The organism is Nonomuraea rosea (assembly GCF_039539705.1).
Lineage (GTDB): Bacteria > Actinomycetota > Actinomycetes > Streptosporangiales > Streptosporangiaceae > Nonomuraea > Nonomuraea rosea.
Genome location: NZ_BAABDQ010000002.1, coordinates 644,307 through 669,034, shown reverse-complemented (window position 1 = coordinate 669,034; position 24,728 = coordinate 644,307). Strand labels below are relative to the sequence as shown.

21 protein-coding genes are annotated in these 24,728 nt (G+C 69.4%); 13 read left to right on the top strand and 8 right to left on the bottom strand.

Translation table 11 applies throughout. From position 1 onward, the window contains the following. Positions 1 to 168: 168 nt before the first annotated feature. Both ABEA43_RS06885 and ABEA43_RS06880 read right to left on the bottom strand, forming a co-directional pair. Complete coding sequence (locus ABEA43_RS06885) at positions 169 to 831, bottom strand: site-specific integrase (RefSeq protein ID WP_345559748.1); 663 nt, start codon at positions 829 to 831, stop codon at positions 169 to 171. A 280-nt stretch (positions 832 to 1,111) separates the two neighbouring features. After that, positions 1,112 to 2,290 carry a serine hydrolase domain-containing protein gene (locus tag ABEA43_RS06880; protein WP_345559747.1) on the bottom strand — a complete coding sequence of 393 codons (1,179 nt, stop codon included), beginning with the start codon at positions 2,288 to 2,290 and terminating at the stop codon, positions 1,112 to 1,114. Positions 2,291 to 3,197: 907 nt separating this feature from the next. Between ABEA43_RS06880 and ABEA43_RS06875 the strand changes: the two genes are divergently transcribed. The 7 genes from ABEA43_RS06875 (at position 3,198) to ABEA43_RS06845 (ending at position 11,972) form a co-directional block, all read left to right on the top strand. Continuing rightward, on the top strand, positions 3,198 to 4,412 hold the full coding sequence (locus tag ABEA43_RS06875; RefSeq protein WP_345559746.1) for a bifunctional glycosyltransferase family 2/GtrA family protein: 1,215 nt from the start codon (positions 3,198 to 3,200) through the stop codon (positions 4,410 to 4,412). A gap of 158 nt (positions 4,413 to 4,570) precedes the next feature. Then, positions 4,571 to 6,457, top strand: a complete 1,887-nt coding sequence (locus ABEA43_RS06870; protein ID WP_345559745.1) for a glycosyltransferase family 39 protein — start codon at positions 4,571 to 4,573, stop codon at positions 6,455 to 6,457. 9 nt (positions 6,458 to 6,466) lie between these two features. After that, a complete protein-coding gene (locus ABEA43_RS06865; RefSeq protein ID WP_345559744.1) occupies positions 6,467 to 8,428 on the top strand; it encodes an ArnT family glycosyltransferase in 1,962 nt (653 codons plus the stop codon). 338 nt (positions 8,429 to 8,766) lie between these two features. Beyond that, positions 8,767 to 9,462 (top strand): response regulator transcription factor, encoded by a 696-nt coding sequence (locus ABEA43_RS06860; protein WP_345559743.1) that lies wholly within the window; start codon positions 8,767 to 8,769, stop codon positions 9,460 to 9,462. Between the two features lie 82 nt (positions 9,463 to 9,544). Continuing rightward, a complete protein-coding gene (locus ABEA43_RS06855) occupies positions 9,545 to 10,564 on the top strand; it encodes a sensor histidine kinase (protein WP_345559742.1) in 1,020 nt (339 codons plus the stop codon). 110 nt (positions 10,565 to 10,674) lie between these two features. Beyond that, positions 10,675 to 11,397 carry a formylglycine-generating enzyme family protein gene (locus ABEA43_RS06850; RefSeq protein ID WP_345559741.1) on the top strand — a complete coding sequence of 241 codons (723 nt, stop codon included), beginning with the start codon at positions 10,675 to 10,677 and terminating at the stop codon, positions 11,395 to 11,397. Between the two features lie 95 nt (positions 11,398 to 11,492). Continuing rightward, positions 11,493 to 11,972 (top strand): YcxB family protein, encoded by a 480-nt coding sequence (locus ABEA43_RS06845; protein WP_345559740.1) that lies wholly within the window; start codon positions 11,493 to 11,495, stop codon positions 11,970 to 11,972. 293 nt (positions 11,973 to 12,265) lie between these two features. Here ABEA43_RS06845 and ABEA43_RS06840 read toward each other — a convergent pair whose 3' ends face one another. Genes ABEA43_RS06840 through otnK form a run of 3 tightly spaced genes read right to left on the bottom strand, consistent with a single transcriptional unit; the run spans position 12,266 to position 14,949 of the window. Further along, positions 12,266 to 13,054: a DeoR/GlpR family DNA-binding transcription regulator gene (locus ABEA43_RS06840; protein ID WP_345559739.1), complete on the bottom strand. Its 789-nt coding sequence runs from the start codon at positions 13,052 to 13,054 to the stop codon at positions 12,266 to 12,268. A gap of 3 nt (positions 13,055 to 13,057) precedes the next feature. After that, positions 13,058 to 13,720, bottom strand: coding sequence for a class II aldolase/adducin family protein (locus tag ABEA43_RS06835; protein WP_345559738.1), 663 nt, complete (start codon positions 13,718 to 13,720; stop codon positions 13,058 to 13,060). After that, positions 13,717 to 14,949 carry a 3-oxo-tetronate kinase gene (otnK, locus tag ABEA43_RS06830; protein WP_345559737.1) on the bottom strand — a complete coding sequence of 411 codons (1,233 nt, stop codon included), beginning with the start codon at positions 14,947 to 14,949 and terminating at the stop codon, positions 13,717 to 13,719. The genes ABEA43_RS06835 and otnK overlap by 4 nt, the downstream gene beginning before the upstream one ends. Before the next feature lie 159 nt (positions 14,950 to 15,108). On the opposite strand from otnK, the gene ABEA43_RS06825 reads away from it, so the two are divergent. Both ABEA43_RS06825 and ABEA43_RS06820 read left to right on the top strand, forming a co-directional pair. After that, complete coding sequence (locus ABEA43_RS06825) at positions 15,109 to 16,485, top strand: homoserine dehydrogenase (RefSeq protein ID WP_345559736.1); 1,377 nt, start codon at positions 15,109 to 15,111, stop codon at positions 16,483 to 16,485. 37 nt (positions 16,486 to 16,522) lie between these two features. Then, positions 16,523 to 17,893, top strand: a complete 1,371-nt coding sequence (locus ABEA43_RS06820) for an SLC13 family permease (RefSeq protein WP_345559735.1) — start codon at positions 16,523 to 16,525, stop codon at positions 17,891 to 17,893. Between the two features lie 55 nt (positions 17,894 to 17,948). Here ABEA43_RS06820 and ABEA43_RS06815 read toward each other — a convergent pair whose 3' ends face one another. Further along, positions 17,949 to 18,365: a MarR family winged helix-turn-helix transcriptional regulator gene (locus ABEA43_RS06815; protein WP_345559734.1), complete on the bottom strand. Its 417-nt coding sequence runs from the start codon at positions 18,363 to 18,365 to the stop codon at positions 17,949 to 17,951. 97 nt (positions 18,366 to 18,462) lie between these two features. Between ABEA43_RS06815 and ABEA43_RS06810 the strand changes: the two genes are divergently transcribed. Further along, positions 18,463 to 19,242, top strand: a complete 780-nt coding sequence (locus ABEA43_RS06810; RefSeq protein WP_345559733.1) for an SDR family NAD(P)-dependent oxidoreductase — start codon at positions 18,463 to 18,465, stop codon at positions 19,240 to 19,242. 482 nt (positions 19,243 to 19,724) lie between these two features. Here the strand turns inward: ABEA43_RS06810 and ABEA43_RS06805 are convergent, their stop codons facing one another. Then, positions 19,725 to 20,288: a TetR/AcrR family transcriptional regulator gene (locus ABEA43_RS06805; RefSeq protein WP_345559732.1), complete on the bottom strand. Its 564-nt coding sequence runs from the start codon at positions 20,286 to 20,288 to the stop codon at positions 19,725 to 19,727. A gap of 80 nt (positions 20,289 to 20,368) precedes the next feature. On the opposite strand from ABEA43_RS06805, the gene ABEA43_RS06800 reads away from it, so the two are divergent. Both ABEA43_RS06800 and ABEA43_RS06795 read left to right on the top strand, forming a co-directional pair. Further along, positions 20,369 to 21,106 carry an ABC transporter ATP-binding protein gene (locus tag ABEA43_RS06800; RefSeq protein ID WP_345559731.1) on the top strand — a complete coding sequence of 246 codons (738 nt, stop codon included), beginning with the start codon at positions 20,369 to 20,371 and terminating at the stop codon, positions 21,104 to 21,106. Continuing rightward, complete coding sequence (locus ABEA43_RS06795) at positions 21,103 to 22,428, top strand: FtsX-like permease family protein (RefSeq protein WP_345559730.1); 1,326 nt, start codon at positions 21,103 to 21,105, stop codon at positions 22,426 to 22,428. Before ABEA43_RS06800 ends, ABEA43_RS06795 begins: the two co-directional genes overlap by 4 nt. A gap of 21 nt (positions 22,429 to 22,449) precedes the next feature. Here ABEA43_RS06795 and ABEA43_RS06790 read toward each other — a convergent pair whose 3' ends face one another. Continuing rightward, positions 22,450 to 23,355: a helix-turn-helix transcriptional regulator gene (locus tag ABEA43_RS06790; RefSeq protein ID WP_345559729.1), complete on the bottom strand. Its 906-nt coding sequence runs from the start codon at positions 23,353 to 23,355 to the stop codon at positions 22,450 to 22,452. Between the two features lie 262 nt (positions 23,356 to 23,617). Here ABEA43_RS06790 and ABEA43_RS06785 point away from each other — a divergent pair, with 262 nt between their 5' ends. Beyond that, complete coding sequence (locus ABEA43_RS06785) at positions 23,618 to 24,655, top strand: hypothetical protein (RefSeq protein ID WP_345559728.1); 1,038 nt, start codon at positions 23,618 to 23,620, stop codon at positions 24,653 to 24,655. Positions 24,656 to 24,728 lie beyond the last annotated feature (73 nt).

Here is a 24,728-nt window from a genome sequence, read left to right as displayed (position 1 = left end):
AGCGGCACATCCCAGAATTTAATCCGTAGGTTCCGGGTTCGAGCCCCGGGCGCCCTACCACTCCTACCTGCAGGTTCACCCACCCTCTTGATCAAAGAATCAAGAGATGGGTCGTAGCTGGGTCCTGTCTGGGACAACCGACACCACGCGACCTTTCCGGCGAAGCGCTCAGCGTGGCGGCCGGTTCGTGGGACGACGCCGGAGATGGACCGTCCGCTTCTGCTTCTGCAGCCTATGACCTGTTCTTCGCGCTGTCGTGAGCACCAGGCGTGCCGTGGCCTCCGCCGCCGCATGATGGAGCTCGGGCAGGACCGAGGTGTAGGTGTCGGAGGTCAGCACGATACTGGCATGCCCGAGCTGACCCTGGATCGTACGCAGATCCACGCGGGCGGCCAACGCTGTGGAGGCCGCGTCGCGCCGCAGGTCGTGCAGCCGTATTGGCGGCAGGCCGCTGGCGGCCACCACGTAACGGAACCGGTAGGTCAGGTAGTCCGGTCGTACTGGTTGGCCGTCCTCGCGGGTGAGCACCCAGTCGGCGGTGTCGAACCCCTTCAGCTTATGGCGGTGCAGGAGGCGGATCGTCTCGGTGTCCAAGGCGATCGTGCGCTGGCTCGCCTCGCTTTTGGGTGGGACGACTCGTAGCCGGTCGTTGACGTGGATGAGCTGCTGGACGACCGTGAGCTCACGGGTCTCCAGGCTGATGTCCGCCCACCGCAGCCCGGCGAGCTCGCCGCGGCGCAGGCCGCGGAGCCCGGCCAGCCACCACAGTGGGTACAACGCGTCCTCGCGGACGTAGTCCGAGAACTCCGTCAGGTGTTCGGTCGTCCACACCGCAACCGCTGGACGCTGCCCCGTGGCGCCCGCAAGGTGGTGTGGACCCGGTGGACGGCGCAGGTGTCCGCGGGCGGGCAGCCACCCCTCGCAGGAAGGGCCGTACGGCTCCGAATTGAGAGTGGCGGCGAGTGCCCCCATTGCGGCGCACCAGGAGAGGCCAGGCAGCCCCGCGAAGCCTGACGACCGGCTGTGGTCGGCCGGTCATCAGGCCGGGGCGTCAACTCACCCACAAGAACGTCAGGAGATCCGTTCCCTTCGTGTCAACCGCCGGACCGTCTCAGCCGCCCCCGCCACCGCCACCGGGCGTGCCTCCGGTGACAGCCTGTACCTCTCGCCCGCTCAGCGCCTGCAGCGTCTCGCCATCGGTGTTGCTGAGGATGACACCAACCCAGCCGGTGTAGGGGTAGATGTTCCAGCTGGCGCCTACACCAGGGTTGGCACCGGCGCGCCCGTGCACCCACTGACCGCTGACGATGCGGACCGGCATCTGATAAGCCCCGAACGACTGCGGTCCGTGGGGGGACTTGGCCGCGGTGAGTACGTCGGCGTAGGGCCGTTCCAGCACCGTGCCGTCGCTCAGCGCGCGCGCGAACCGGACCAGGTCCGGTGCGGTGGCGAAACCGCCGTCCCCGGGGACGTCGATGAAGCTGCGGCCCGGGTTCCTGCCCAGCGTGAGCTGGTTCGAGCTGCTCTTGTCCAGGTTGCGGACGGCGTCCACCACGCTGCCGTCAGCCAACGTCATGTAAGGGTGCGCGATATGCGCATCGGTGAGCCACTGCGGCCTGGTGGAGAAGGCCGAGCCGGTCATGCCGCAGCGCTTGAAAATGTTCTCCTCGACGTAGTCCCAGTACGTCTTGCCGGTCACCGCCTGCACGATCAGCGCCGGGATGACGACCTCGGCGCCGGCGTGGCCGGTGGGAGTGCCGACGGGTGCCACCAGCTTCGAATGGCGGGCCCACTGCCCGTAGAACTCTTGCACCTCCTCTCGGCTCTGGAAGATGCGTTGCACGTCCTCATCCGGGCTCTCCAGTCCGGAGATGTTGGCGAGCATGTGGTGGATGGTCACCTGCTCGGCGATCTCCTTGGCGAAGCCCGTCAGGTAGGTGCCGACCGTGTCCGACAGCTTCAGCTTGCCCTGCTGCGCCAACTGCAAGATGGCCACCGCCTGGAACGGCTTGCCCGCCGAGCTGAGGCTGAACGCGACGCCCTCGCTGTTGGCGATCCCTTTCTCCTTGTCGGCCATGCCATAGCTGCGCGACAGCACCGTCCGGCCCTTGTGCGACAGCAGCACCACGCCGGAGAACTTGCCCGCGGCGGCCAGCTGCGCCACGTACTTGTCGTAAGCCCCGCCTGGCAAAGTGTCCGGCGGGATGTCGGAGTCCGCGTCACCGCCGCCGGCTCTCGCCGTGACCGCAGCGCCCATCAGCGGCACGGCCGCGGCGGCGCCGGCCGCCACGGCGGCCCCCCGCAACAGCGAACGCCGGTCCCATACTCCGTCACTAGCCACGTCTTCTCCCTTTCGTGATCGCCTTCACGGCGACTTTCCGTCCAGCGGACGGTCACAGCGCCGCACGCCTGCTCGGCTCGCCCTGCTTTGATGAGGGAGACGCCGGAGCCACCCCGGGCCGCACGCATGAACCCGCTGCGGGCGGCCGGATCAGGGGTCACGAGCCGGCCGCCGGCACGGTCACCGTGCCGCAGTCCGCCTCCGGCCTGTCCGCAGGCGGCTTCCCGCCCACCGTGGACGGTTCGGCGAGGGCCGGCTCAAAGCTCTCTCACAGGGCCGGCTCATCCCCGATCAGCAACACTCGCGACACGCCCCGGGTCTGCCCAGCGCTCCGTAACCCGTCCGTCTGTAAGTCCCGTCCACTGTCGACCGGCGGTGTCCCCGCCATGTCCGCGCCATGTCATCGTTGTGTCACGGTTCGCGCCGGCAGTGGCCGCCGCCGGGAACGGTGACATGGGGCGGGTCGGGTTCGACACCGCCGAGCGGTACCTCGGGTAGGACGGCGGCCCGGTCTCCGTGTACGAGCGCTCCACGGGCGTGTCGATCGCGCACCCTGGCATAGGCGGTGTCCTGCTTACGGGTCATGTCGCGACAAGCCGTCCGCCGTGGACGTATCGCGGGCATATCAAAAACCACATACGCCACGGCAACAGGCTTCCGTCTTCAGTGGAGGCATGGACCACAGCGCATCACTGTCAGCGCGGGCGCGTCGTAGGCGCCGGATCGTGCTCGTCAGTCCGTCGATCTTCGGCGACTCGCCTGCCCAGTCGAAACGTCGCCAATGAGGCAAAGCCACCCAGCTGACAGCTTCCGCGGCCGCACTTCGAAGAGCAGACAGAGCGAGAAGGGCTTGGTCGTGGATCCCCTGGTGGAGATCGCCATTCCCGTCTACAACGAGAAACACGTGCTGGCGCACAGCGTGCGCCGGTTACACAGCTATCTGGAAGAGACTTTCCCCTATCGGTTTCAGATCACGATCGCCGACAACGCCAGCATGGACGGGACCTGGCAGGCGGCGCTGGAGTTGGAGGCGGCGCTGCCACACGTGCGGGCAGTGCGGCTGGAGCAGAAGGGCCGGGGACGGGCGCTGCGGCATGTGTGGAGCCGCAGCGACGCCGACGTGGTCGCCTACATGGACGTGGACCTGTCCACCGACCTGGACGCGTTCCTGCCGCTCGTGGCGCCGCTGATCTCCGGGCACAGCGATCTGGCGATCGGGTCTCGGCTGACCCGCGGGTCGGCGGTGGTGCGCGGCCCGAAACGGGAGCTGATCTCCCGGTGTTACAACGTGTTGCTGCGTGCGACGCTGGCGGCCCGTTTCACCGACGCCCAATGTGGCTTCAAGGCCGCCCGGACCGTGATCGCGCGGGCGTTGCTGCCGTCGGTGCAGGACGAGAAGTGGTTCTTCGACACCGAGTTGCTGCTGCTGGCCGAGTGCAACGGGCTGCGCATCCACGAGGTGCCGGTGGACTGGGTCGACGACCCCGACAGCCGCGTGGACGTGCTGCGAACCGCGCTGGATGACCTGAAGGGCATGGCCCGGGTGGCGCGCCGCATGCTGACGGGCGCGTTCCGCGTCCCGGTGGAGGGCCGGCCGCGCCCGCGACTGCCGGCGGGGATGGCCCGGCAACTGCCGGCTTTCGCGATCATCGGGGTGTTCAGCACGATCGCTCAGCTGGTGTTGTTCGTGCTGCTGCGCACAGTGATGGGGCCGCTGTGGGCGAACGCGGTCTCGCTGGTGATCACCACCATCGGCAACACCGCCGCCAACCGCCGCTTCACCTTCGGCGTGACCGGGTCGGAGCGGGCGTTCCGGCAGCAGCTTGAGGGCGGTGTGGCGTTCCTGCTCGGGCTGGCGCTGAGCACCGGCGGGCTGGCGCTGCTCCACGCACTGGCGCCAGAGGCGTCACGTGCCGTCGAGATCGCCGCGTTGGTGACCGCCAACGGGGTCGCGACGCTGGTGCGGTTCATGCTGATGCGCGTCTGGATCTTCCACCCACGGCGCCTGGGGCGCCTGCCGGCTCCGGCCGAGCCGACCGTCTGCACGGGCAGAAAAGACGAGGTTCGATGACCAACCCCCCACATCCTTCACCAACGCTCCCCGATCCGTCAGGCACATCCGCGTCCAGCAGGAACCAAGGCAGTCACCGTGCCGGATGGGGGCGACTGCGCCGGCTGGCCTTGGGCGGGCCTGAAGATCCGCGCTGGTCGCGTCCCGCGCTCTGGGGTGTGCTGTTGGCGGCCTTCGTACTGTACGCGTGGAACCTGTCGGCGGCCGGCTACGCCAACTCCTACTACTCGGCGGCGGTCAAAAGCGGCACCGAGAGCTGGAAGGCGTTCTTCTTCGGGGCCCTCGACTCCGAGTCGTTCATCACCGTGGACAAGCCCCCGATGGCGCTGTGGGCGATGGGCCTGTTCGCCCGCGTCCTGGGGTTCGGGACGTGGAGCCTGATGTTGTCGCAGGTGCTGGCCGGGGTGGCCGGCGTCGCGGTGCTGCACGCCACGGTGCGGCGCGCCGCTGGGCTCCCGGCGGCGCTGATCGCTGCCGGGGTGCTGGCGCTGACGCCGATCACAGTCGCCATCAACCGCGAGAACGCCCCTGACACGTTGCTGGTGCTGTTCCTGGTGCTGGCCGCGTGGGCGTGTCAGCGCGCGATCGAGACGGGACGCCTGTCCTGGCTACTGGCCTCGGCGGTGTTCGTGGGCTGCGGGTTCAACACCAAGATGCTGCAGGCGTTCGTGGTCGTCCCGGCGCTGGCGCTGGCCTACCTGGTGGCGGCCAGGCCGGACGTGCCACGCCGGATCTGGCATCTGCTGGCGGCCGGTGTGGCGCTGGCGGCGTCCAGTTCCTGGTGGATGGCGGTGGTCGACCTGATCCCGTCCGGGAACCGCCCGTTCATCGGCGGCAGCACCGACGGAACCGTGTGGGACGTGGTCATCGGCTTCAACGGCCTGGGCCGGATCTTCGGTGAGGGAGGGGGGTCCGGCGGAGGCGGTTACGGCGGAGGCAGCAGTGGTTTCGGTGGCGCCGCGGGCGCGGGACGGCTGTTCAACGCCATCGTCGGCGGCCAGATCTCCTGGCTGCTGCCGTTCGCGGTGCTCGCGCTGGTGGCGGGGCTGGTGCTGCTGGGGAAGCGGCCGCGCACCGATCTGCCGCGAGCCGCGCTGGTGCTGTGGGGCGGCTGGCTGGCCGTGCACTACGTGGTGTTCAGCTTCGCCGGGGGCGTGTTCCACCCGTACTACACCACGGCGCTGGCCCCCGCGATCGCCGCACTGGCCGGCTCGGGCGGGGTGCTGCTGTACGGCGCGTACCGGCGGTCGGTCCGCTGGTCGTGGGTGCTGCTGGTGGGCGTGGTGGCCACCGGCGCGTGGTCGTTCGTGCTGCTGAACCGCACTCCCGAGTGGAATCCGTGGCTGCCCTGGGTGGTCGTGGCGGCGACCGTGGTGACGGTGCCGGCGCTGGTGGCCGCGCGGCTGCCGTGGCGGCGCGGCCGTGGGATCGCCGTCGCGTCGGTGGCGTTCACGCTGGTCGCGGCTCTGGCGGGCCCGGGAGCGTACGCGTCGGCGGCCGCGTTCGGCGGTACGGACCACTCGTACGGCAACGCGCTGGCGGGGCCGTCCACGGAGCAGGACCCGAACGTCCAGGCCTCTGGAGTGCAGCAGCCGGGCGGGCAGGGCCAGACCCGGGCAGGGGGCGGCGGCGTTCGCGTGGTCGGCGGGCCGGCCGCTGAGTTGAGCCCCGAGCTGATCGGCTACCTGCGGCGGAACCGGGGCGATGCGCGCTGGCTGGTCGCGGTGTCCGCTGCCCAGCAGGCCGCGGGGATCATCCTGTCGACCGGCGAGCCGGTGATCGCGATGGGCGGCTTCACCGGGCAGGACCCGGCGATGACGGTGGCCAAGCTGCAGGAGTACATCAAGAACGGCGAGCTGCGCCACGTCCTGCTCGCCGCGTCGGGCAGAGGTCCGGCTGGTCCTCGTCAGGGTGCGATCTCGGCTGTCGCGGAGTGGGTGCGGCAGAACGGCACTCTGATCGACCCCGGCGAGTACGGGGGGTCCGGCGGGGATTCGCCGTCCTCCTCGACGGGCGCCGAGCAGCAGCTGTACCGGTTGGACTGAGGAGCATCCATGGCGGGATTGACGCGAACCATGTCCGTTGCCCGGCAGCGTACGAGATCCGCCGGGAACGACCCGGCCTGGGCCCGGCCTGCGCTTCTGGTGCTGCTGGCAGGCACGACTGTGCTGTACATGTGGAGGCTGGGCGCCTCGGAGTGGGCGAACTCCTTCTACTCGGCCGCGGTGCAGGCCGGGGCGACCAGTTGGAAGGCGTTCTTCTTCGGCTCCTCCGACGCGGCGGGCGCCATCACCGTGGACAAGACGCCCGCCGCGTTGTGGCCGATGGCGATCTCCGCGCGGTTGTTCGGGGTGAACTCGTGGAGCATCCTGCTGCCGCAGGCGCTGATGGGCGTGGCGACCGTCGCGACCGTGTACGCGGCCGTGCGGCGCGGGCTGGCCGGCACCGTGCCTGCGCGTGTCGAGGCGGGCGCGGGGCTGCTGGCCGGCGCGGTGCTGGCGCTGACGCCGGTGGCCACGCTGATGTTCCGGTTCAACAACCCGGACGCCTTGCTGGTGCTGATGCTCACGGTGGCCGCGTACGCGCTGGTGCGCGCCCAGGCGGACGCGAGTACCCGATGGCTGGTGGTGTGCGGGGCGTGCGTGGGGGCGGGGTTCCTGGCCAAGATGACGCAGGCGTTCCTGGTCCTGCCCGCCTTCGGGTTGGTGTACCTGCTGGCCGCGCCGACGCCGCTGCGGCGCAGGATCTGGCAGCTGGCCCTGGCCGCGGCCGCGATGGTGGCCGCCGCCGGCTGGTGGGTGGCCATCGTCGCGCTGGTGCCGGCCGGCGCTCGTCCCTACATCGGCGGTACGCAGGGCAACAGCGTCCTGGAATTGGCTTTGGGCTACAACGGGCTGGGCCGGCTCAACGGCGACGAGGTGGGAGGGCTGGGCAACACCAACGACGACGCCGGGTGGGGTCGCATGTTCGGCTACGCCAACGGCGGCCAGATCTCCTGGCTGCTGCCGGCCGCGCTTGTCCTGCTGGTCATCGGATCGTGGATGCTGCGCGGTGCGCCGAGTACCGACCGGGTGCGCGCCTCACTGGGACTGTGGGGTGGGTGGGCGCTGGTCACCGGCGCGGTGTTCAGCCTGATGCAGGGCATCTTCCACCAGTACTACACCGTGGCGCTTGCCCCGGCGATCGCCGCCCTGGCCGGGTTGGGAACCGGCCTGCTGTGGCCGCGGCGGCGCACGATGGCGGGCGCGGCCACGCTGGCGGCGGTCGTGGCGATCACGGCGGCGTGGTCCTACGCGGTGCTGCAGCGTACCCCCGATTGGCATCCGTGGCTGGGCCCGGTCGTCGTCGTGGGTGGCCTGGTCACGGCCGGGGTGCTGCTGGGAGCTGCCTACCTGCCAGGACGCGTGGTCGCGGCGGCGCCCGCGGCGGCCGTACTGGTGTCGTTGGCGGGGCCGGCCGCGTACACCCAGGACACGGTCACCTCCCCGCGTAGCGGGGTGATCGTGACCGCCGGACCCTCCGTCGCGTCAGGTGGCGCTCTGATGCGGACAGGAACGGGCCAGGGGAATCAGCAGGGTGGGTCCCAGCAGTCCGCGGGTGGTGGCGGCGAGGGCGGCCCGCAAGGCCGCAGGGTCGTCATCATGCGCTCTTCGCCTCCTCCCAGCGCTGAACTGGTGGCGCTGCTGAATGCGAACGCGGACTCCTACCGGTGGCCCGCAGCGACGTTGACGTCCCTCAACGCCGCGGTGTACCAGCTGGCCACGCGAACACCGGTGATGGCGATCGGCGGCTTCAACGGCACCGACCCGGCTCCCACCCTGGAGCAGTTCCAGAAGTACGTGGCCCAGAAGCAGATCCACTACTTCGTGGACGGCGGCGGGATGGGCTTCGCCGGCAACGACCTTCCCCACGGCGGCAGCGATGCCGCCCAGCGGATCGCCGAGTGGGTGAAGAGCAACTTCACCGTCCGCACGGTGGGCACCGCCAAGGTCTACGACCTCACGACCTCCACCTGATGCCCTGGTCCCGCGACTCCCGCCCATCCCGGCCACTGCCTCGGGCAGCCGGGTGCGGTCTCCGGGTCCCACCATGGTGTGTTGGCCCGGAGTGGATCAGGGCCAGGCAGGTGAGCGCGATTCCCGTGCTCACCCAGGACCGGACGGGGACGATCCTGAAAGCGGCCGGGACGGAACCGGCCTCCTCAAACTCGCTGGACGAACACAGCCTGATCCCCTGCCTGCTCGTCGGGACGTGTTCCGGCGCAGCGGATGCGATTTCCTCGACGGAGGGAACGTGCCGGGGGCGGGTTCGGTGGCATACGTTGCCGATATGCCGTGCTGCCTAGGTTTACGTCATGCGCGTACTGATCGTGGAGGACGAGCCCTACCTGGCCGAAGCCGTCCGTGACGGTCTCCGGCTGGAGGCGATCGCCGCCGACATCGCCGGCGACGGCGACTCCGCCCTGGAACTGCTCAGCGTCAACTCCTACGACCTCGCCGTCCTCGACCGCGACATTCCCGGCCCTTCCGGTGACGAGATCGCCTGCCGGATCGTCGCCTCCGGCAGCGGCATCCCCATCCTCATGCTCACCGCTGCCGACCGGATCGACGACAAGGCTTCCGGGTTCGAGCTCGGCGCCGACGACTATCTCACCAAACCGTTCGAGCTTCGAGAGCTCGTCCTGCGGCTGAGGGCGCTGGACCGCAGGCGGGCGTACGCCCGCCCCCCGGTCATCGAGATCGCGGGCCTGCGGCTGGACTCCTTCCGCCGGGAGGTCTTCCGCGACGGGCGCTACGTGGCGCTCACGCGCAAGCAGTTCGCCGTACTCAACGTCCTCGTCGCCGCCGGGGGCGGGGTCGTCAGCGCTGAAGAGCTACTGGAGCGGGCCTGGGACGCCAACGTCGACCCCTTCACCAACGCCGTCCGCATCACCGTCTCCGCCCTGCGCAAACGACTCGGCGACCCATGGCTCATCGCCACGGTGCCCGGTGTGGGCTACCGAATCGACAGCGGCATGGACCCCGTCCACCCTGACCGCACTCATGAATAGACGCCCTGGGCTCAGTGCCCGCCTGAAACTCACCATCAGCTACGCCGGATTCCTCCTTCTCGCCGGCGCTTTCCTGCTGTCCGTGGTGTGGGTGTTCCTGCTGCGCTACGTACCCGACCGCATCAGCATCATGGCCCCCATCTACGTGCCCAATCGCACTGACCTCCTGCACGTCTTCCTCCCCGCCGCAGCCGTGGCACTGGCCTTCCTCCTGGTGTTCGGCCTCATGGGAGGGTGGTTCCTCGCCGGCCGGATGCTCGCACCACTGACACGGATCGCGGACGCGGCACGGATGGCCGCCAACGGATCGCTCTCCCACCGAATCCGGCTACCGGGCAGCGAAGACGAGTTCCGCGAACTGGCCGACGTGTTCGACGCCATGCTCGAGCAACTCGAATCCCACGTCAGCCGGCATCAACGGTTCGCCGCGAACGCCTCCCACGAACTACGCACCCCGCTGGCGATCTCGCGGACACTCCTCGACGTCGCGCGCAACGACCCCCCACATGACCAGGCCGAACTCATCCAACGCCTCAGCTCCGTCAACACGAGGGCGATCGACCTCACCGAGGCCCTCCTCCTGCTCAGCCGCAGCGACCGAGGTAGCTTCAACCCCGAGCCCGTCGACCTGTCTCTCATTGCCGAAGAAGCCGCGGAAACGCTGCTTCCCCTCGCGGAAAAGCGCCAGATCGCGCTCGAGGTCACCGGCGGGAGGGCATGGTCCGCCGGCTCCGCGGCGCTCCTGCTGCGGATGGTGATCAACCTCGTCCAGAACGCCATCGTCCACAACCTCCCCAGCAGGGGCACCGTCACGGTCCACACCGAATCGCGGCGCGACGCGAGCGTGCTGCTGGTCGAGAACACCGGCCATCGGATCCCACCAGGACTCGTACCGACCCTCACCGAACCCTTCCAACGTGGAACCCAACGCGCACGCATCGACGACCACGCGGGCGTCGGCCTCGGGCTGGCCATCGTGCACAGCATCGTCCAGGCACACGACGGGACACTCGACCTCACACCCCGCCCCACCGGCGGGCTCCTCGTCACGATCCGGCTTCCAAGCAGCGCGCAAGCATCGTCCCCGAACGGCGTCTACTAGGTCCAAGGTCGCTGTCGGCATAGGTCCATCGACCGATGACGTCCGCGCATATCGGAGCGATCATGGAATCACATCGATCCAGCGATGGGAGGGTCATGCGGGTGAAACCAGTGGACTGGGTTGAGATCCCGGCCGGAATACTGCGTCGGGGTACGCCCGCCGAAGAGGTGGAGGAGGTGGCACACCGCTACGCCGGCACCGGGGTACCGGTGGAGTGGTATCGAAAAGAAGCCCCGCGCACAGAGATCCACCTTCCAGCGTTCCGGATCGCCCGCACCCAGGTCACCGCCGGCCAGTGGGCACTCTTCGCGCAGGCCACCGGCAGGCCGGCTCCGCAGGCACCGGTGGACCATCCGGTCATCGGCGTCGCCTGGAAGGAGGCAGTGGACTATTGCCGGTGGCTGGGGGACCAGCTCGGCGGCCTTGACGTGCGCTTGCCCACCGAGGATGAGTGGGAGCGTGCCGCCCGCGGCAACGACGGCCGGGAATTCCCATGGGGCAACGAGTACCGCACAGGCCTGGCCAATCTGGTGGACCTGGGCATCGGCACCACCACGCCGGTCGGTTCGTTCCCCGAGGGTGCCAGCCCCTTCGGGGTGCTGGACATGGCGGGCAACGCCGATGAGTGGACCTCCACCCGCTACGCCCCTTACCCGGGCGCTCCCAGTGAGGTGCCGAGCACGGAGGACTGGGCCTTCGACCCACATATCACCCGGGGCGGCGCATTCCGCCACGACCGGGACCTGGCCCGGTGCGCCCGCCGACATTGCGCCTACGAGCAGGACCTGACGGCGATCGGAGTGGGCTTTCGTCTAGCGACATCGGCGAAGTGAAGGGCGCGTAGACGGCCCCTCGCTGACCAGGCGTGCGGGTTGCAACGTAGTGCTCGTCTGTGCATGATGATCGGCAGCTCAGGCGAAGGAGCACTGTGGACTTCACGATCAGATATGAACCCGCTCCCGACGAGGTGGCGCGGGCGTTACGCCAAGGTCTCAAACGGCAACTCGTCATGGTCTATCGGATCTTGCCCTCGGTCCTGGTCGTGGCAGGACTCGCCTGCATGTGGGCCGATTCCGTCTTCTTGGGGGTGGGCATGCTCGTCGCAGCGGTCGTCGCTCCCTTTGTGGCGACCTGGATGATCCGCCGGATCGCCGCGCGACAGCTCACCTACATGTGCGTACCCACGACGATCCGGGTGACCAACGACGGGTACGAGTGCCGAACCGACCAGTACAGCACCACAATGCAATGGTCCATGTTCGGAGAAGTCGCGACAACTCCAGAGTTCTGGCTGTTCTTGGTGAACAGGCAGCCTGCTGCGTTCCTCCCCAAACGCGCCTTCAACAGTGAGCAACAGGCCGAACTCAGTGCTTTCCTGACCGCACGGCAGGATGCGGAAGCCTCCTGAGCCGGCTCCCGCCCAATAGCTGATCTGCTGAGCGGTCCATGCGCCGATCGGGTGGCTGGTCACGCCCAGGTCGTGCACGTGTCGCGTCCGCCAGGAGATGTCGGGGCGCCGGGCCCAAGCGGCGCGAGCGCAGGATGCGCCGCACGGTCGCCTCGCTGACCTGGAAGCCAAGCCGCACCATCTCCCCGTGCACCCGTCGATGGCCCACCCGGGGTGCTGGCTCCGCGTTCTTCGACGCTTGGCGGCGGCTCAGATCAGCCGGCCGACCACCCTGAGCGCGATCAGATACAACACTATCCGTCGGTGCTCACGCGGATGAGCTGAGGGCCTGCTGCGGTGATCTTCGCGGCCGCCTCGTCGTCAAGTCTGTCGTCCGTGATGATCTTGTTGATCTCGTCCAGCCGCAGCGCCCGGTAGCGCGCGAACCGGCCGAACTTCGCGCTGCCCGCGACGAGGACCGACGTGGTGGCGGCGGCGAGTGCGGCACGTTTGACATCGATCTTCGCTTCGACGGGCGTGGTGACGCCGTGCCGCACATCCCAGGAGCTCGAGGAGAGGAAGGCGATGTCGACTGAGAGCTCACGCAGCGCGAGAGTGGCGAGCCTGCCGGAGGTGGAACGGTTCGCGGTCTCGACCCGTCCGCCGACGCAGATGAGGTCCACGCCGGGGTGGTCGATGAAGTCGGTCACGGTCGCCAGGTCGTTGCTGACCACCGTCAGGTCGCGCGCCTCGTCGAGGAAGGGGCGGATGGCTTGGATCGTGGTGCCGGCATCGAGGTAGACGGTCATCGAGTCGGCGATCATCGCGGCCGCCGCGCGGGCCATCGCGGCTTTGCCGGCCTGGTCGGTGACCGCCTTCTCGGTGCGGTCGGGCTCGCGCAGCAGCCGGGTGACGATCTTGGCACCGCCCGGGGTGGCCTCGACGCTGCCCTGCTTTTCGAGGGCGATGATGTCCCGGCGGATGGTCATGTGGCTGACGCGGAGGAGCTCAGTGAGCTGGCGGTAACTCAGCACGTGCGCATGCTGCAGATGACGCAGGATTTCTTGCCGGCGCTGCTCGGGAATGAGTGGCGGCCTCGCCATGGACTACCTCCTCGCCGGGCTCAGTGTAGTGTGCTCGCCCCACGGGCTGGACCAGCGCCGGGCAAGCTCGGCCACCGCGTCAGCAGCGAGCTCCCGCCGCGGCATTCCGCTGGTCAGCAGCGTGATCCGGCAGGCTTCCTCAAGTTCGGCGGCTCGGTCTACGGCCTCGTTCAGATCCGTGCCGGCCAGCACAGACCCGTGGTTGGCCAGCAGCGCGCCACGCAGCTCCCAGGGGCAGGTGCGCAGGTCCTCGCCGAGAGCGGGATCGCCAGGCCGGCGGTAGGGCAGCAGCGGTGTCTGACCGACGCGCATCACGAAGTACGGGGTGAGCGGGGGAACCGCACTGTGCTCCGACCACGGTTCCAGGCAGGCAACGGCCACCGCCGAGGGCGAATGGACGTGGACTACCGCCTGATGCCGGGGATCGCGCTGGTAGAAGGCGATGTGCAGCGGCCACTCCTTCGACGGTTTCGCGCCGTCGAGATGGCGCCCGTCGAGGTCGAGTACCGCGATGTTCTCCGGCCGCATCCGGCCCAGCGGCGCGCCGGTTCCGCTGATCATGATCCGGTCACCGGCGCGGACGCTGAGGTTGCCGCTGCTGCCGGGGCTGAGGCCCTCCTCGACCACGCGGACACCGGCGGCGAGCAGATCGTCGAGCGCGCTCACGCGAGCCGGTCCCAGGCCGAGGTGAACAGGTGGTCGGGCCCGAAGTTGCCGCTCTTGAGCGCCAGCGCGACAACCTCTCCGCCGGCGGTGGTGGCAGAGCTCCAGCAGATACCGGTGGCGATTTCCGGGCCTATGCGCAGCAGGCCGATGCCCAGCGCGCGGACGATCGCGCCGCTGGTCTCGCCGCCGGCGATCAGCAGGCGGGTGATGCCCGCCTGGCCGGCCAGCCGCTGCGCGGCGCGGGCGAGCACGTGCTCGACAGCGGGCGCGACCGGCCGGCCGTCGACCTCGTGGACGAGGTCGGCCTGCTCGCCTGCGGCGTACACGACGGGTGCGGTGCCGGCCGGCTGGGCTTGGACCCATTGGATGATCGCGTCGATTTCCCTTTCCGGGTCGCGTACGGCTGTCGCCGGGTCGATCCGGCGTACCGGCTGGGTGCGGGCGGCAGTGGCGATCTGCCGCCGCGTGGTCGCCGACGCACTGCCGCACAGCACCACCCGGCCGGTGCCCGGGCCCGGTGACCAGGTATCCGCCGGGGTGCCGGGACTCGGCAGGCCGCAGGCCAGGCCGGAGCCGCCGCTCACGAGCGTGCTGCCGGCGACCGCGGCACCGAGGACGCGCAGGTCCTCGTCATCGATCGTGTCGACGACGACGTAGCGGGCGGGTGCGGCCGCGATGGCGGCCCGGACGGCCTGCGGGCCCTGCCGCACCGTCTCGTGGTGAATCTCCGTGACGGCGTGCCGTGTCTGCGGGCGGAGCAGATCGGCGACCCGGGAGCGGGTCATCGGCGTGAGTGGATGGTGCCGCATCGAGGAATGTTCGAGGAGATCGCCGCCGACGAAGAGGTGACCGTGATAGAGCGTGCGGCCGTTGGCGGGCAACGCGGGCGCGACGACCACCCGCTCGGCGCCCAGCTCCTCCGACACCATGTCCAGCACCGGCCCGATGTTGCCCTCATCGGTGGAGTCGAAGGTGGAGCAGTACTTCACGTAGATCTGCTCGGCACCCCAGCTCCGCAGTCTGCCCAGTGCAGCGCGTGCGGAGGCGACCGCCTCTCCGGAGGGCGCGGTCCGGGTCTTCAGAGCGATGACCAGCGCGTCGAGACCGGTGCGCGCCGACGTGCCCGGGTCGTGCTCCTCGATGGCGACGGCCACCCGATAACCGTTGCGGCGCAACATGATCGCGAGATCCGTCGCGCCCGTGAAGTCGTCGGCGATGGCACCCAGCACGGTCGCACCTCGTTCTTCCTCATCAGACCTGCCTATGGCCCACATTTCATCTCATGTGAATATTTGATGCAAATTTGTAAAATTCTAGATCCTGTGTAACAGTGGCGCCCTGCGTCGCCCCTGGTCACCTGGGCAGCGCTTTGCCAGATTGGAGCTACGGTGATCCATTCCCATGCCGTGCGGGATCACGTTCCCGTCAGAGTCGCGCTGACCGGCGCAGGCGGTGGCTACGGCCGCACGCTGCTCGCGCAGCTCCAGCACACGCCCGAACTGATCCCGGCGGTGCTCATCGATCCCGACGTGGACGGCATGCGCCGCATGCTGGCCGAGCTCGGGCACGACGCGATCAGCCTCGTGGCGCCGGCCACCGGCGAGGAGTTCCGTGACGCCGTCGCCTCCGACCGCACAGTCCTGCTCGCCGACGCCACCCCGCTCAGCTGGGACAGCGTCGACGTCCTGGTCGAGGCGACCGGCCACGTGAGTTCCGGCACCGCCTACGCCGAGGACGCGCTGGCGCACGGAGTGCACGTCGTCATGGTCAGCAAGGAAGTCGACACCGTCGCCGGTGTCGCCCTCGCGGCGAAGGCGGAGGCGGCCGGCGTTCGTTACCTGCCGGGCGACGGCGACCAGCCTGCCAACCTCCTGCGCCTCGTCGACTGGATCTCAGCCACCGGCTTGGAGATCGTCGCCATCGGCAAGTCGGGTGAGTACGACCTCGTCTTCGACCCCGGCACGGGAACCGTGACCCAGGCCGGCGTGACGATTGACGCACCCGCCCTGGCCGAGGTGCTCGATCTGGGCGACGAGCCGCTGGCCGCGCTGAGCCGCCGCGCCGATCTCGTCGCCGGGCTCAAACGCAGGGCGGCTGCCGACCTGTGCGAGATGACCGTGGTGGCGATGCGGACGGGTGCCGTGCCGGACGAGGAAAGCCTGCACTACCCGGTGGCCCGCGTCGCCGAACTTGCCGACATCTACGCCACGCGTCAGGACGGTGGCCTCGTGAGCCACGACGGCGTCATCGACGTGTTCTCCGCGCTGCGCCTGCCGGGCGAGGCGAGCTTCGCCGGCGGCGTGTTCGCGGTGGTGCGCACCGGCGATCCGGTGACCTGGGAAATGCTGCGGGGCAAGGGGCACGTCGTCAGCCGCGACGGCCGCTACGCCTGCCTCTACTGGCCCTACCACGCGATGGGCGTCGAAACCCCGCTCACCATCCACGCCGCCGTCACCGGCGCGGGCATCGCGCCGCGCCCCCGGCCGACGGTCCTGCTCGCGGCCAGGGCCGCCACGGCACTCGAGCCTGGTACGCCGTTCCGGGTCACCGGTCATCATCACGAGATCGACGGCGTCGCCCCGGTCATGGTGGCTCCCGACGCCGGCCTCGCGCCCTACTACCTGCTCGGCGACGCGCGGTTGCGCCGCCGGGTCGAGGCGGGCGAGCTCGTGCGCCTCGACGACCTGGAAGGCGTCGCTCCCGTACCGCTTGCCGCCTATCTCGCCGGACGTCCCACCCCCCAGCCGAAGGGAACCGACCAATGACGACGCTGCCCCCGCGTTCACCCCGAGGGGATGAACAGTGAGCGTCGAGATCATCGCGCTGATCGTCTTCGCGGGCGTTTTCGCCGTCTCCGCGATCCGCAACGTGCACATGGGGGCATTGGCGCTGGTCGCCGCCTTCATCATCGGTATCGGGTTCGTCGGCGAGGGACTCGACGAGATTCTCGAGGCGTTCCCGGTAGACACGCTGCTCATCCTGCTCGGCATCACCTACCTGTTCGGCATGGCCAGGGAGACCGGCACGATCGACTGGCTCGTCGACCGTTCGGTGCGTCTGGTCGGCCCACGGGTCTCCTTGCTGCCCTGGGCGATGTGGCTCATCGGCACGGGGGTTGCCTGCCTCGGCACCTCTCACGCGGCGTTCGCCGTCGTGCCGATCGCGATGTCACTGGCCACGACGCACCGGATCAGCCCCACGCTCATGGGCATCGCCATGAGCTCCGCGATCGTCGGCGGCGCGCTGGCTCCGACAAGCATCAACGGCATCACGGTCGCCACCATCGCCGAGGACTCGGGCCTGCCGTACAACGCGGGGCTCATGTTCGTCCTGTCGGTCGGGGTGAACGCCCTGGTGGTCCTGGCCGCCTTCCTGATGTTCGGCGGCCCCGAACTGATCCGCCGTTCGCGGCGGGACACCGCGGCGCCCGCCGAGCCTGCCGGGAGCGGTGAACCGGGTTCCGCGACCGGCACCCTGAGTTCCGCGACCGGCACCATGGGTTCTGCGACCGGCACCTTGGCGATGACCGACACCACAACGGCACCGCCGATCACTCGCATTCAGGCGACCGTGCTGTGCACGCTGTTCGTCCTGGTCGCCGGGTTCTTCACGCTCACCATGCTCGACGTCGACGTCAATCTCGGTGTCGTCGCACTCACCCTCGCGGTGATCCTCTCCCTCCTGGTGCCGGATGTGGGGCGCCGCGCGATGTCGAAGGTCGACTGGGGGACGATCCTGCTGCTCGGCGGCATCATGACCTACGTGGGCGTACTGACCAGGTTGGGCGCCATCGACCAACTCGGCGAACTGGCCAGGTCGGTCAACGTCCCCCTGATCGCGGCCATCGTCATCTGTGTCATCGCCGGCCTGGTGTCGGCGTTCGCCTCGACGATCGGCATCCTCGGCGCGCTCATCCCCCTGGCCGTACCGCTCCTCGTGCCCGGGGGCGGGCTGGAGATGACCGGGTTCATCTACGCGCTTGCCATCTCGGCGTCTCTTGTGGACTGCGCGCCGTTCTCCACCACGGGTGCGACGATCGTCGCCTCCGCGGCCGAGGAGGAGCGACCGCTGCTGTCGAGACGCCTCACCGCATGGGGATTCGCCATGGTCCTGATCGGGCCCGCGGTCACGATCGTCACCATGGTGCTGCCACCCCTGCTGCTCGCCGGCTGAGCGTCTCGCGGCTGACCCCCAGATCCCGCGCGATCAACGTGATCGCCCCGGAAGATCAGGCTGGGCCCTGGATCTTGGTGAGCAGCTCGGCCAGTCGCCGCCGCTCGGCGGGGCTGAGGCGGAGCACTGGGGAGGTGGCCGTGATCCGGTCCATGAGCGCGTGCCAGACCTCGACGCCGCGTTCGGTGAGTGCCAGCACCCGGACTCGGCCGTCGGTGGGGTGTGGGCGTCGTTCGACCAGGCCGGCCTTCTCCAGCTTGGCGCTGATGAGCGTGACGTTCGACGGGTCGCACAGGAGCCGGCGGGCCAGTTCGCGCATGGGCACGGGCGGCAGGGCCGGGTTCAGCGCCCACAGCAGGCCGGCCTGGGAGCCGCTCAGCTCGAACTCCGCCAGCGTCGCGGTCGCCTCCCCCCTGGCCGTGTCGGTAACGTCGAAGAGCTGGGTGAGCAGTTCGGGCAGGGCCGGTTCCATGGCTCCATGATAGGCGGCATTCCTTGAGGTAGTCGTTGAGAAGCTCAAGCATATGCTTGAATGGCTCAATGAGTTCCTCATGGAAGGAGAACTGATCATGCTTGACCTTGCCCACCTCACCGGCCGAACGGCCCTGGTCACCGGCGCCTCCACCGGCATCGGCGCGGCATTCGCGCGGCAGCTGGCACGACGCGGTGCCGACCTCGTCCTCGTGGCGCGCTCAGGCACCACGTTGAAGACCATGGCCGAATCCCTGACGGCCACCTACGGTGTGCGGGTCACAGCCGTGCCCCTCGACCTGTCCGAGCCGTACGCCTCCGCCCGGCTCTTCGAACAGCTCGGCGGTCAGGACATCGACTTCCTGGTGAACAACGCGGGCATCTCACACCGGGGCGACGCCGCCGAGGCCGACCCCGCACGGCTGGCGGCGCTGGTGGACCTCAATGTCCAGGCCGTCATGGGCACCACGCTGCACTTCCTGCCGGGGATGCGGGCCCGGGGCCGCGGCGTGATCGTCAACGTGGCCAGCACCTCGGCCTTCATGCCGATCCCGTACCTGGCCGCCTACTCCGCCAGCAAGGCGTTCGTCCGCTCCTTCACACAGGCGGTCAGCACCGAGAACGCGGGCACCGGCGTACGCATCCTGGCCCTGTGCCCCGGCCTGACCGACACGCCCATGACCGCCGGGCCGAACATCGCCGGCGCCGGCAAGAAGCGCACTCCCGAGCAGGTGGTCGCCACCACGTTCCGAGCCCTGGCCACCCGCAAGTCGTCCGTCGTGGACGGCGGCCGCAACGCCCTGCTCGCCCACGTCTTCTCGCAGCGCCTCCCAGAGTCGTTCGTCCTGTCCATCGGCCGCCGCCTGGCCCGTCCCTGAACAGCTGGAAGTTCTGGATGCCGTGGGCGATACGCAGGCCGGTCCTGTGCGAGGGGTCAGCGCCGCATGTCGATGATGATCTTCCCACGGACCCCGCCGGCTTCGAGTCGTCGGTGAGCCTCTGTGACGTCGCCGATCGGGGGCTCTTGTCGGGCGTGACGATCAGCTCCTGGCCGTCGCGCGTGTAGGCGGCCTTGCGGCCGTTGACCGTGACCGACCGCACGGTGAGCTGCTGGAAGTCCAGGTCGAAGCGCTGGGCGTCGTACCCGCCGTTGCCCTCCAGGGAGAAGTAGGGGTCACCGAGACCGGGCGCACCCGGCCGGAAGCCGGGCGCCGCGGCCATGCTGAGAGCGGCGGTCCAGCGAGCGATCTGGGCAAGCACCATCGCAAGCCTCCGTGGGGTAGGCCACTAGCCTGAGAGTGCAGGAAAACCCAGGCTTGTCCGGGCCCAAAATTCGGCACCCGCGGCCTCAGACTGTCCGTCAGCGGCGTCGGCCGGAGTTGGCGGCGGCGAACTGTTCCGCCGTCGGCGCGCGTTCGGGGTCGCTGAGCCATTGCGCGGCAAGCCCGACGAGCAGGGCGAGGTAGTGTGACCCGGTCGCGTGGACCTCACCCGGATCGCTGTCCGGCCCGAGGCCGGCGAACGCCCGCGCCAGCGAGGCCCTGGCCAGCTCCTGACCGCCGGCGATCATCCCCCGGATCTCGTCGTCCTGCCGTACGGCCGCGACGGATTCGAAGTTGACGATCCACAGCGATCGGTTGGCCTGGATCGAGTCGATGATCCGGCCCCACAGGCCCTCCTGATCGGCGGCCCCGGGCCGCGTCCCGCCGGGCTCCTCGAGCACCGCGAACAGCAACTCGCCCCACTCCGTGTTGAGGTCGCGCAGGGCCCGGGTGAGCAGCTGCTCCTTGGACCCGAAGTGGTAGTTGATCGACGCCTGGTTCGCCCCCGACGCCGCGACCAGGTCTCGGACGGTCGTGTGCGCGTACCCCTTGGCCAGCAGACAGTCACGCGCCGCCAGCAACAGCTTGTCCTTGGCACTCATATGCTCTACCGTATCAAATAAACATTCGTTTGAAACGATCGTTTAAAACGCTCATTTGAAGGAGCCTCATGAATGCACCCGTGCTGCGCATCCGCGCTCTCCGCTGCGAATATCCAGGAGAGGCCGGGCCCGTCCATGCCCTGCGCCACGTCGACCTCGATGTCGCCCGGTCCTCCTTCTTGGCGATCATGGGACCCTCGGGTTCCGGCAAGACCACCCTCCTGCACTGCGCCGCCGGGCTGCAGAATCCGACGTCAGGCTCCATCGAGCTCGACGGACAAGACCTTCGCGGGCTCGATCAGACACAGCTGGCACGGTTGCGCCGGCGCCGCGTCGGATTCGTCTTCCAGTCGTTCAACCTCCTGCCCGCGCTCTCGGCCGTCGACAACGTCGAGCTCCCCCTGCGCCTGGACTCCCGCACGACCGAACCGGCGCGCACGACCGCACTGCTCACCCGCGTGGGGCTCGGCAACCGGGGCAGCCACCGTCCTCATCAGCTGTCAGGCGGCCAGAAGCAACGCGTCGCCGTCGCGCGAGCCTTGATCACCGACCCCGACATCGTCTTCGCCGATGAGCCCACCGGCGCCCTCGACATTCGCAGCGCCAGGGAAGTCCTGCGGTTGATGCGCGAACTCGCGGACCACGGTCAAACGATCATCATGGTCACCCACGATCCGGTCGCCGCCTCCTATTCCGATGCCGTCCTCTTCCTCGCCGACGGCCGGATCGTTGATCGCCTCCCTCGCCCCACCGCGCAGCAGGTCGCCGGCAGAATGGCCGTCCTGGTCGAATCGGCGGAATCGGCGGTGAACCAGTGATCAAGATCGCCATGCGCTCTTTCGCGCATCACCGCGCCGCCGCGATCGCCACCGGCCTGGTCACGCTCGTCGGCACCACCCTGGTGACAGGCATGATGAGCCTGCTCGGCACCGGGCTGGCCGAGAGTACGGCCGCCGCCGACCGCGCGTTCCTGGTGCAGTTCCCGCTCATCATGGGCGGCTGGGCGGTGGCGATCGTCTTGTTCGCCATGGTCTCGACCATCGGCGTCGCCCTCACCGGCCGCGCCGGGGAGATCGCGGGCATCCGTCTCATCGGCGCGAGCCCCCGGCAGGTGCAGCGGATGCTCGCCATCGAGACGACGGCCATCTCGGCCATCACGGCGCTCCCGGGCCTGGCCATCGGCTACGTCGTCGGCTGGATCGTCACCCGGAGCATCCATTCCGCCGGGCTCACCGACGCCGCCTCGGTCTTCGCGCCCGGCGTGCTCCTCCCGGTCCTCGGCGTGCTCATCGTGATGGCCGCGAGCGTACTCGCCGCATGGATGGGCAGCCGCTCCCTCGCTCACCGCAGCCCTGTGGGCGACGCGTCTCCGCCCCCACGCCGCCGTACGGGACGGTATCCGGGACGGCGCCGCAGAATCGCCGCGACAATCATGATCGCGGCCGGCTTGGCCTCATCGGCCGCGGTGTTCGCCATGGATCCGGCCGACGTGCTCACCACCGCGATGACCGGGCCCGGCTGCGTACTCGTCGCCGTCGGCATGTGCGTCCTCGCCCCTGAGCTCGTCGCCGCGGCGAACACCACGCTCAACGCCTTCCGCCCAGCACGCGCCACCGCCCCCTCCCACCTGGCCGCGATCAACCTCTCCGCGGCTCCGGACCGGGTACGGCCGACCGTGACCTTCCTGACCCTGTTCGTCACCGTCGCCGCAGGCACACTCAGCATGCAAGGCATCGAGAACAGCGTCGGCACCACGAACAGCACCGCTCAGGTCCTCGCCTCGATCAACTACTTCGTCGTCGCCCTGATCGCGGCATTCATGGCCATCGCCCTCACCAACAACCTCGTCGCCTCCATCACCCAGCGCCGCCCGGAGTTCGCGGTCATGTCCCTCATCGGCGCCACCAACGCGCAAACACAGCGGATGCTCGTACGCGAGATCGGTGCGGCCACCGCCATCAGCACCATCGCCGGAAGCGTGGGAGCGTTCGTCACCGTCCTGCCCTTCGCCATCGTCAAAACCGGCGATCCCCTGCAAGCGGCGGCACCGCTGCCCTACGCGGTCACCATCGTGATCGGGATCGGCGTCACCCTCGGCGTCACATCCCTCGTCGGAAGGCGCGCCATCCGCACGGCGTGAGGTTTCTCCTCCCCGGCGCGCTTACGGGCGCCGCGCGGTTCGCGCCGCCTGGCGCGCAGACCCAGCACCGCTCGAAGTACCGGCCTGGGCGAGAAGGCGCAAAGCTGCCGCTGACCCGGTGCCGGCCTCGGCGGTCACCACGACGATGCGCTGGCCCTCCTCCTGCGGGACGTTCAGGGTCTGGAGGTTGAGCTGCATGCGGCCGACGACCGGATGGTGCATGCGGTAGGTCGCAAGGTCCCACTTCCTGACCCGGTGCTCGGACCACATACTGGCGAACTCCGGGCTCTTCATGGTCAGCTCACCGATCAGTGCGGCCAGCCGGGGATCGTCCGGGTGCTGCCCGGCGGCGAGCCGCAGTTTCCCCACTACGTCCCTGGCCTTCTTCGGCCAGTCCTCCACGTACAGGTCCCGCGTGTGCGCGTCCAGGAAGACCAGCCGGGCCGTGTTCGGGCGCTGGTCGGGCTGATCGGGGATGTGCGGGTCCAGATGTCCCGCGAACAGGGCGTGTCCCGTACGGGTCCAGGCCAGCACGTCGCTGCGGCGTCCCAGCACGATCGCGGGCGCGTCGCCGAACGCGGCGAGCAGTTGCTTGGTCGTCTCTCCCGCTCGCTCGGGCGCGGGCCTGCGCCGGGTGCCGGTGCGGCGCGAGGCGCGGGCCAGGTCGTGCAGGTGAGCCCGTTCCACCTCGTCAAGATCGAGGGCACGGGCCAGCGCGTCCAGCACCTCCGCCGACGCGTTGAGCGAGAGCCCCTGCTCCAGGCGCGTGTAGTAGGACAAGCCCACCCCGGCGAGCTGCGCCAGCTCGTCACGGCGCAGCCCCGGCACGCGACGGCGCTCCCCGAAATCCCGCAGTCCCACATCCGCCAGCTGCAACTGCGACCGGCGCATCCTGAGGAACTCCCCCAACCCCGACTTCTTGTTCACACGCCAAGTATTGGGCACCGGGCCGCCAGGCATCCTGACCCCGCCAGGGGCAGGCTGCGAACGGCCGGCGGCAGCAAACTCGAAGCCACGAGCAGGACGCGGTGCCGGCCCCGGAACGAGACAGTGCCGCGGGCCGGCCGGCCTCCTCAGGCCGGAGCCCGGTACGGCACCGGCTGCTGCTCGGCCCCACTCACTTGGACACGACATCCCCGCGATGTCCGGCGCACCGGGCCGACATCGTCCTTGGAAGGAAGCGACACCCATGAAGCTCAAGCAGTCCGCGATCGCCTTGGCCCTCTCCGCCGTGACCGTCCCCGGCATCGTGCTGGCCGGCACCACCGGCGCCCTGGCCAACACCGGCCAGACCCTTCAGACGGCGTCCACCATCGAGGCCAAGGGGCCGGGTGTTTTCCCCCACTCCGCGGACTACTACCCGGGCTCCCAGAAGTTCGTGACGGGTTCGCTGGCGCACGGCACCATCTCCTCCGTCGACCTGAAGGGCAAGGTGCGGACCATCATCGACGACAAGAAGCTGGTGTCGGTGCAGGCCGTGCGGATCGACACCAAGGGGAACCGGATCCTGGCCGGCAACGTGGACTACGGAACGGCCGAACGCTCCACGGACGCCACCAAGTTCAAGGTCGCGGGCGTCGCCGCGTACCAGATCGGCAGCGGACGCCGGCTCTGGTACGCCGACCTGAACAAGGTCGCCAAGGACGACAAGCAGCACCTCGTGGCCGACGTGACGGTCGCTCCGAACGGCACGGCGTACGCCGTCGACCAGCTCTCCTCGACGATCTTCCGCATCGACCGCGACGGCAAGGCCTCCGTCCTCGTGAGCCACAAGCTGCTGGCCGGGAACGTGGACGTCCCGAACTTCCTGAACAACGTGGGCATGAGCGCCGTCGCCTGGATGCCCGGCAACATCCTCATCGTCGCCAAGGCCGACGGCAGCCTGGTGCGCGTACCGGTCGACAACCCCAAGCAGGCCACCAAGGTCAAGCTCTCCACGAACCTCAGCGCCCTCACCGCGGGCATCCGGGTCCTGCCGGACAAGTCGCTCGCCGTGGTCAGCAGCGGTCTGCTCAGCGGCAAGGCCGCCGTCGTGCAGCGGGTCCGCCCTGACCGCAGCTGGAGGTCCGCCACCGTCAAGATCACCGACACCGTCACCGACCCGGTCACCAGCTCCGTCACGCCCGGCCCCGGGGGCAGGACCTACGCGCTCAGCGGCGGCCTGGCCGCCCTGCTGGCCGGCAAGCCGAACGACGGCTTCACGCTGCGCTCGGTCAACGTGCGCTGACCCGCGCCACCCTTCGGGGCCCTGGACGAGGCTCTCGCGGTCTCGAAGGAGCTGGGCAAGACCAGCCCGGAGC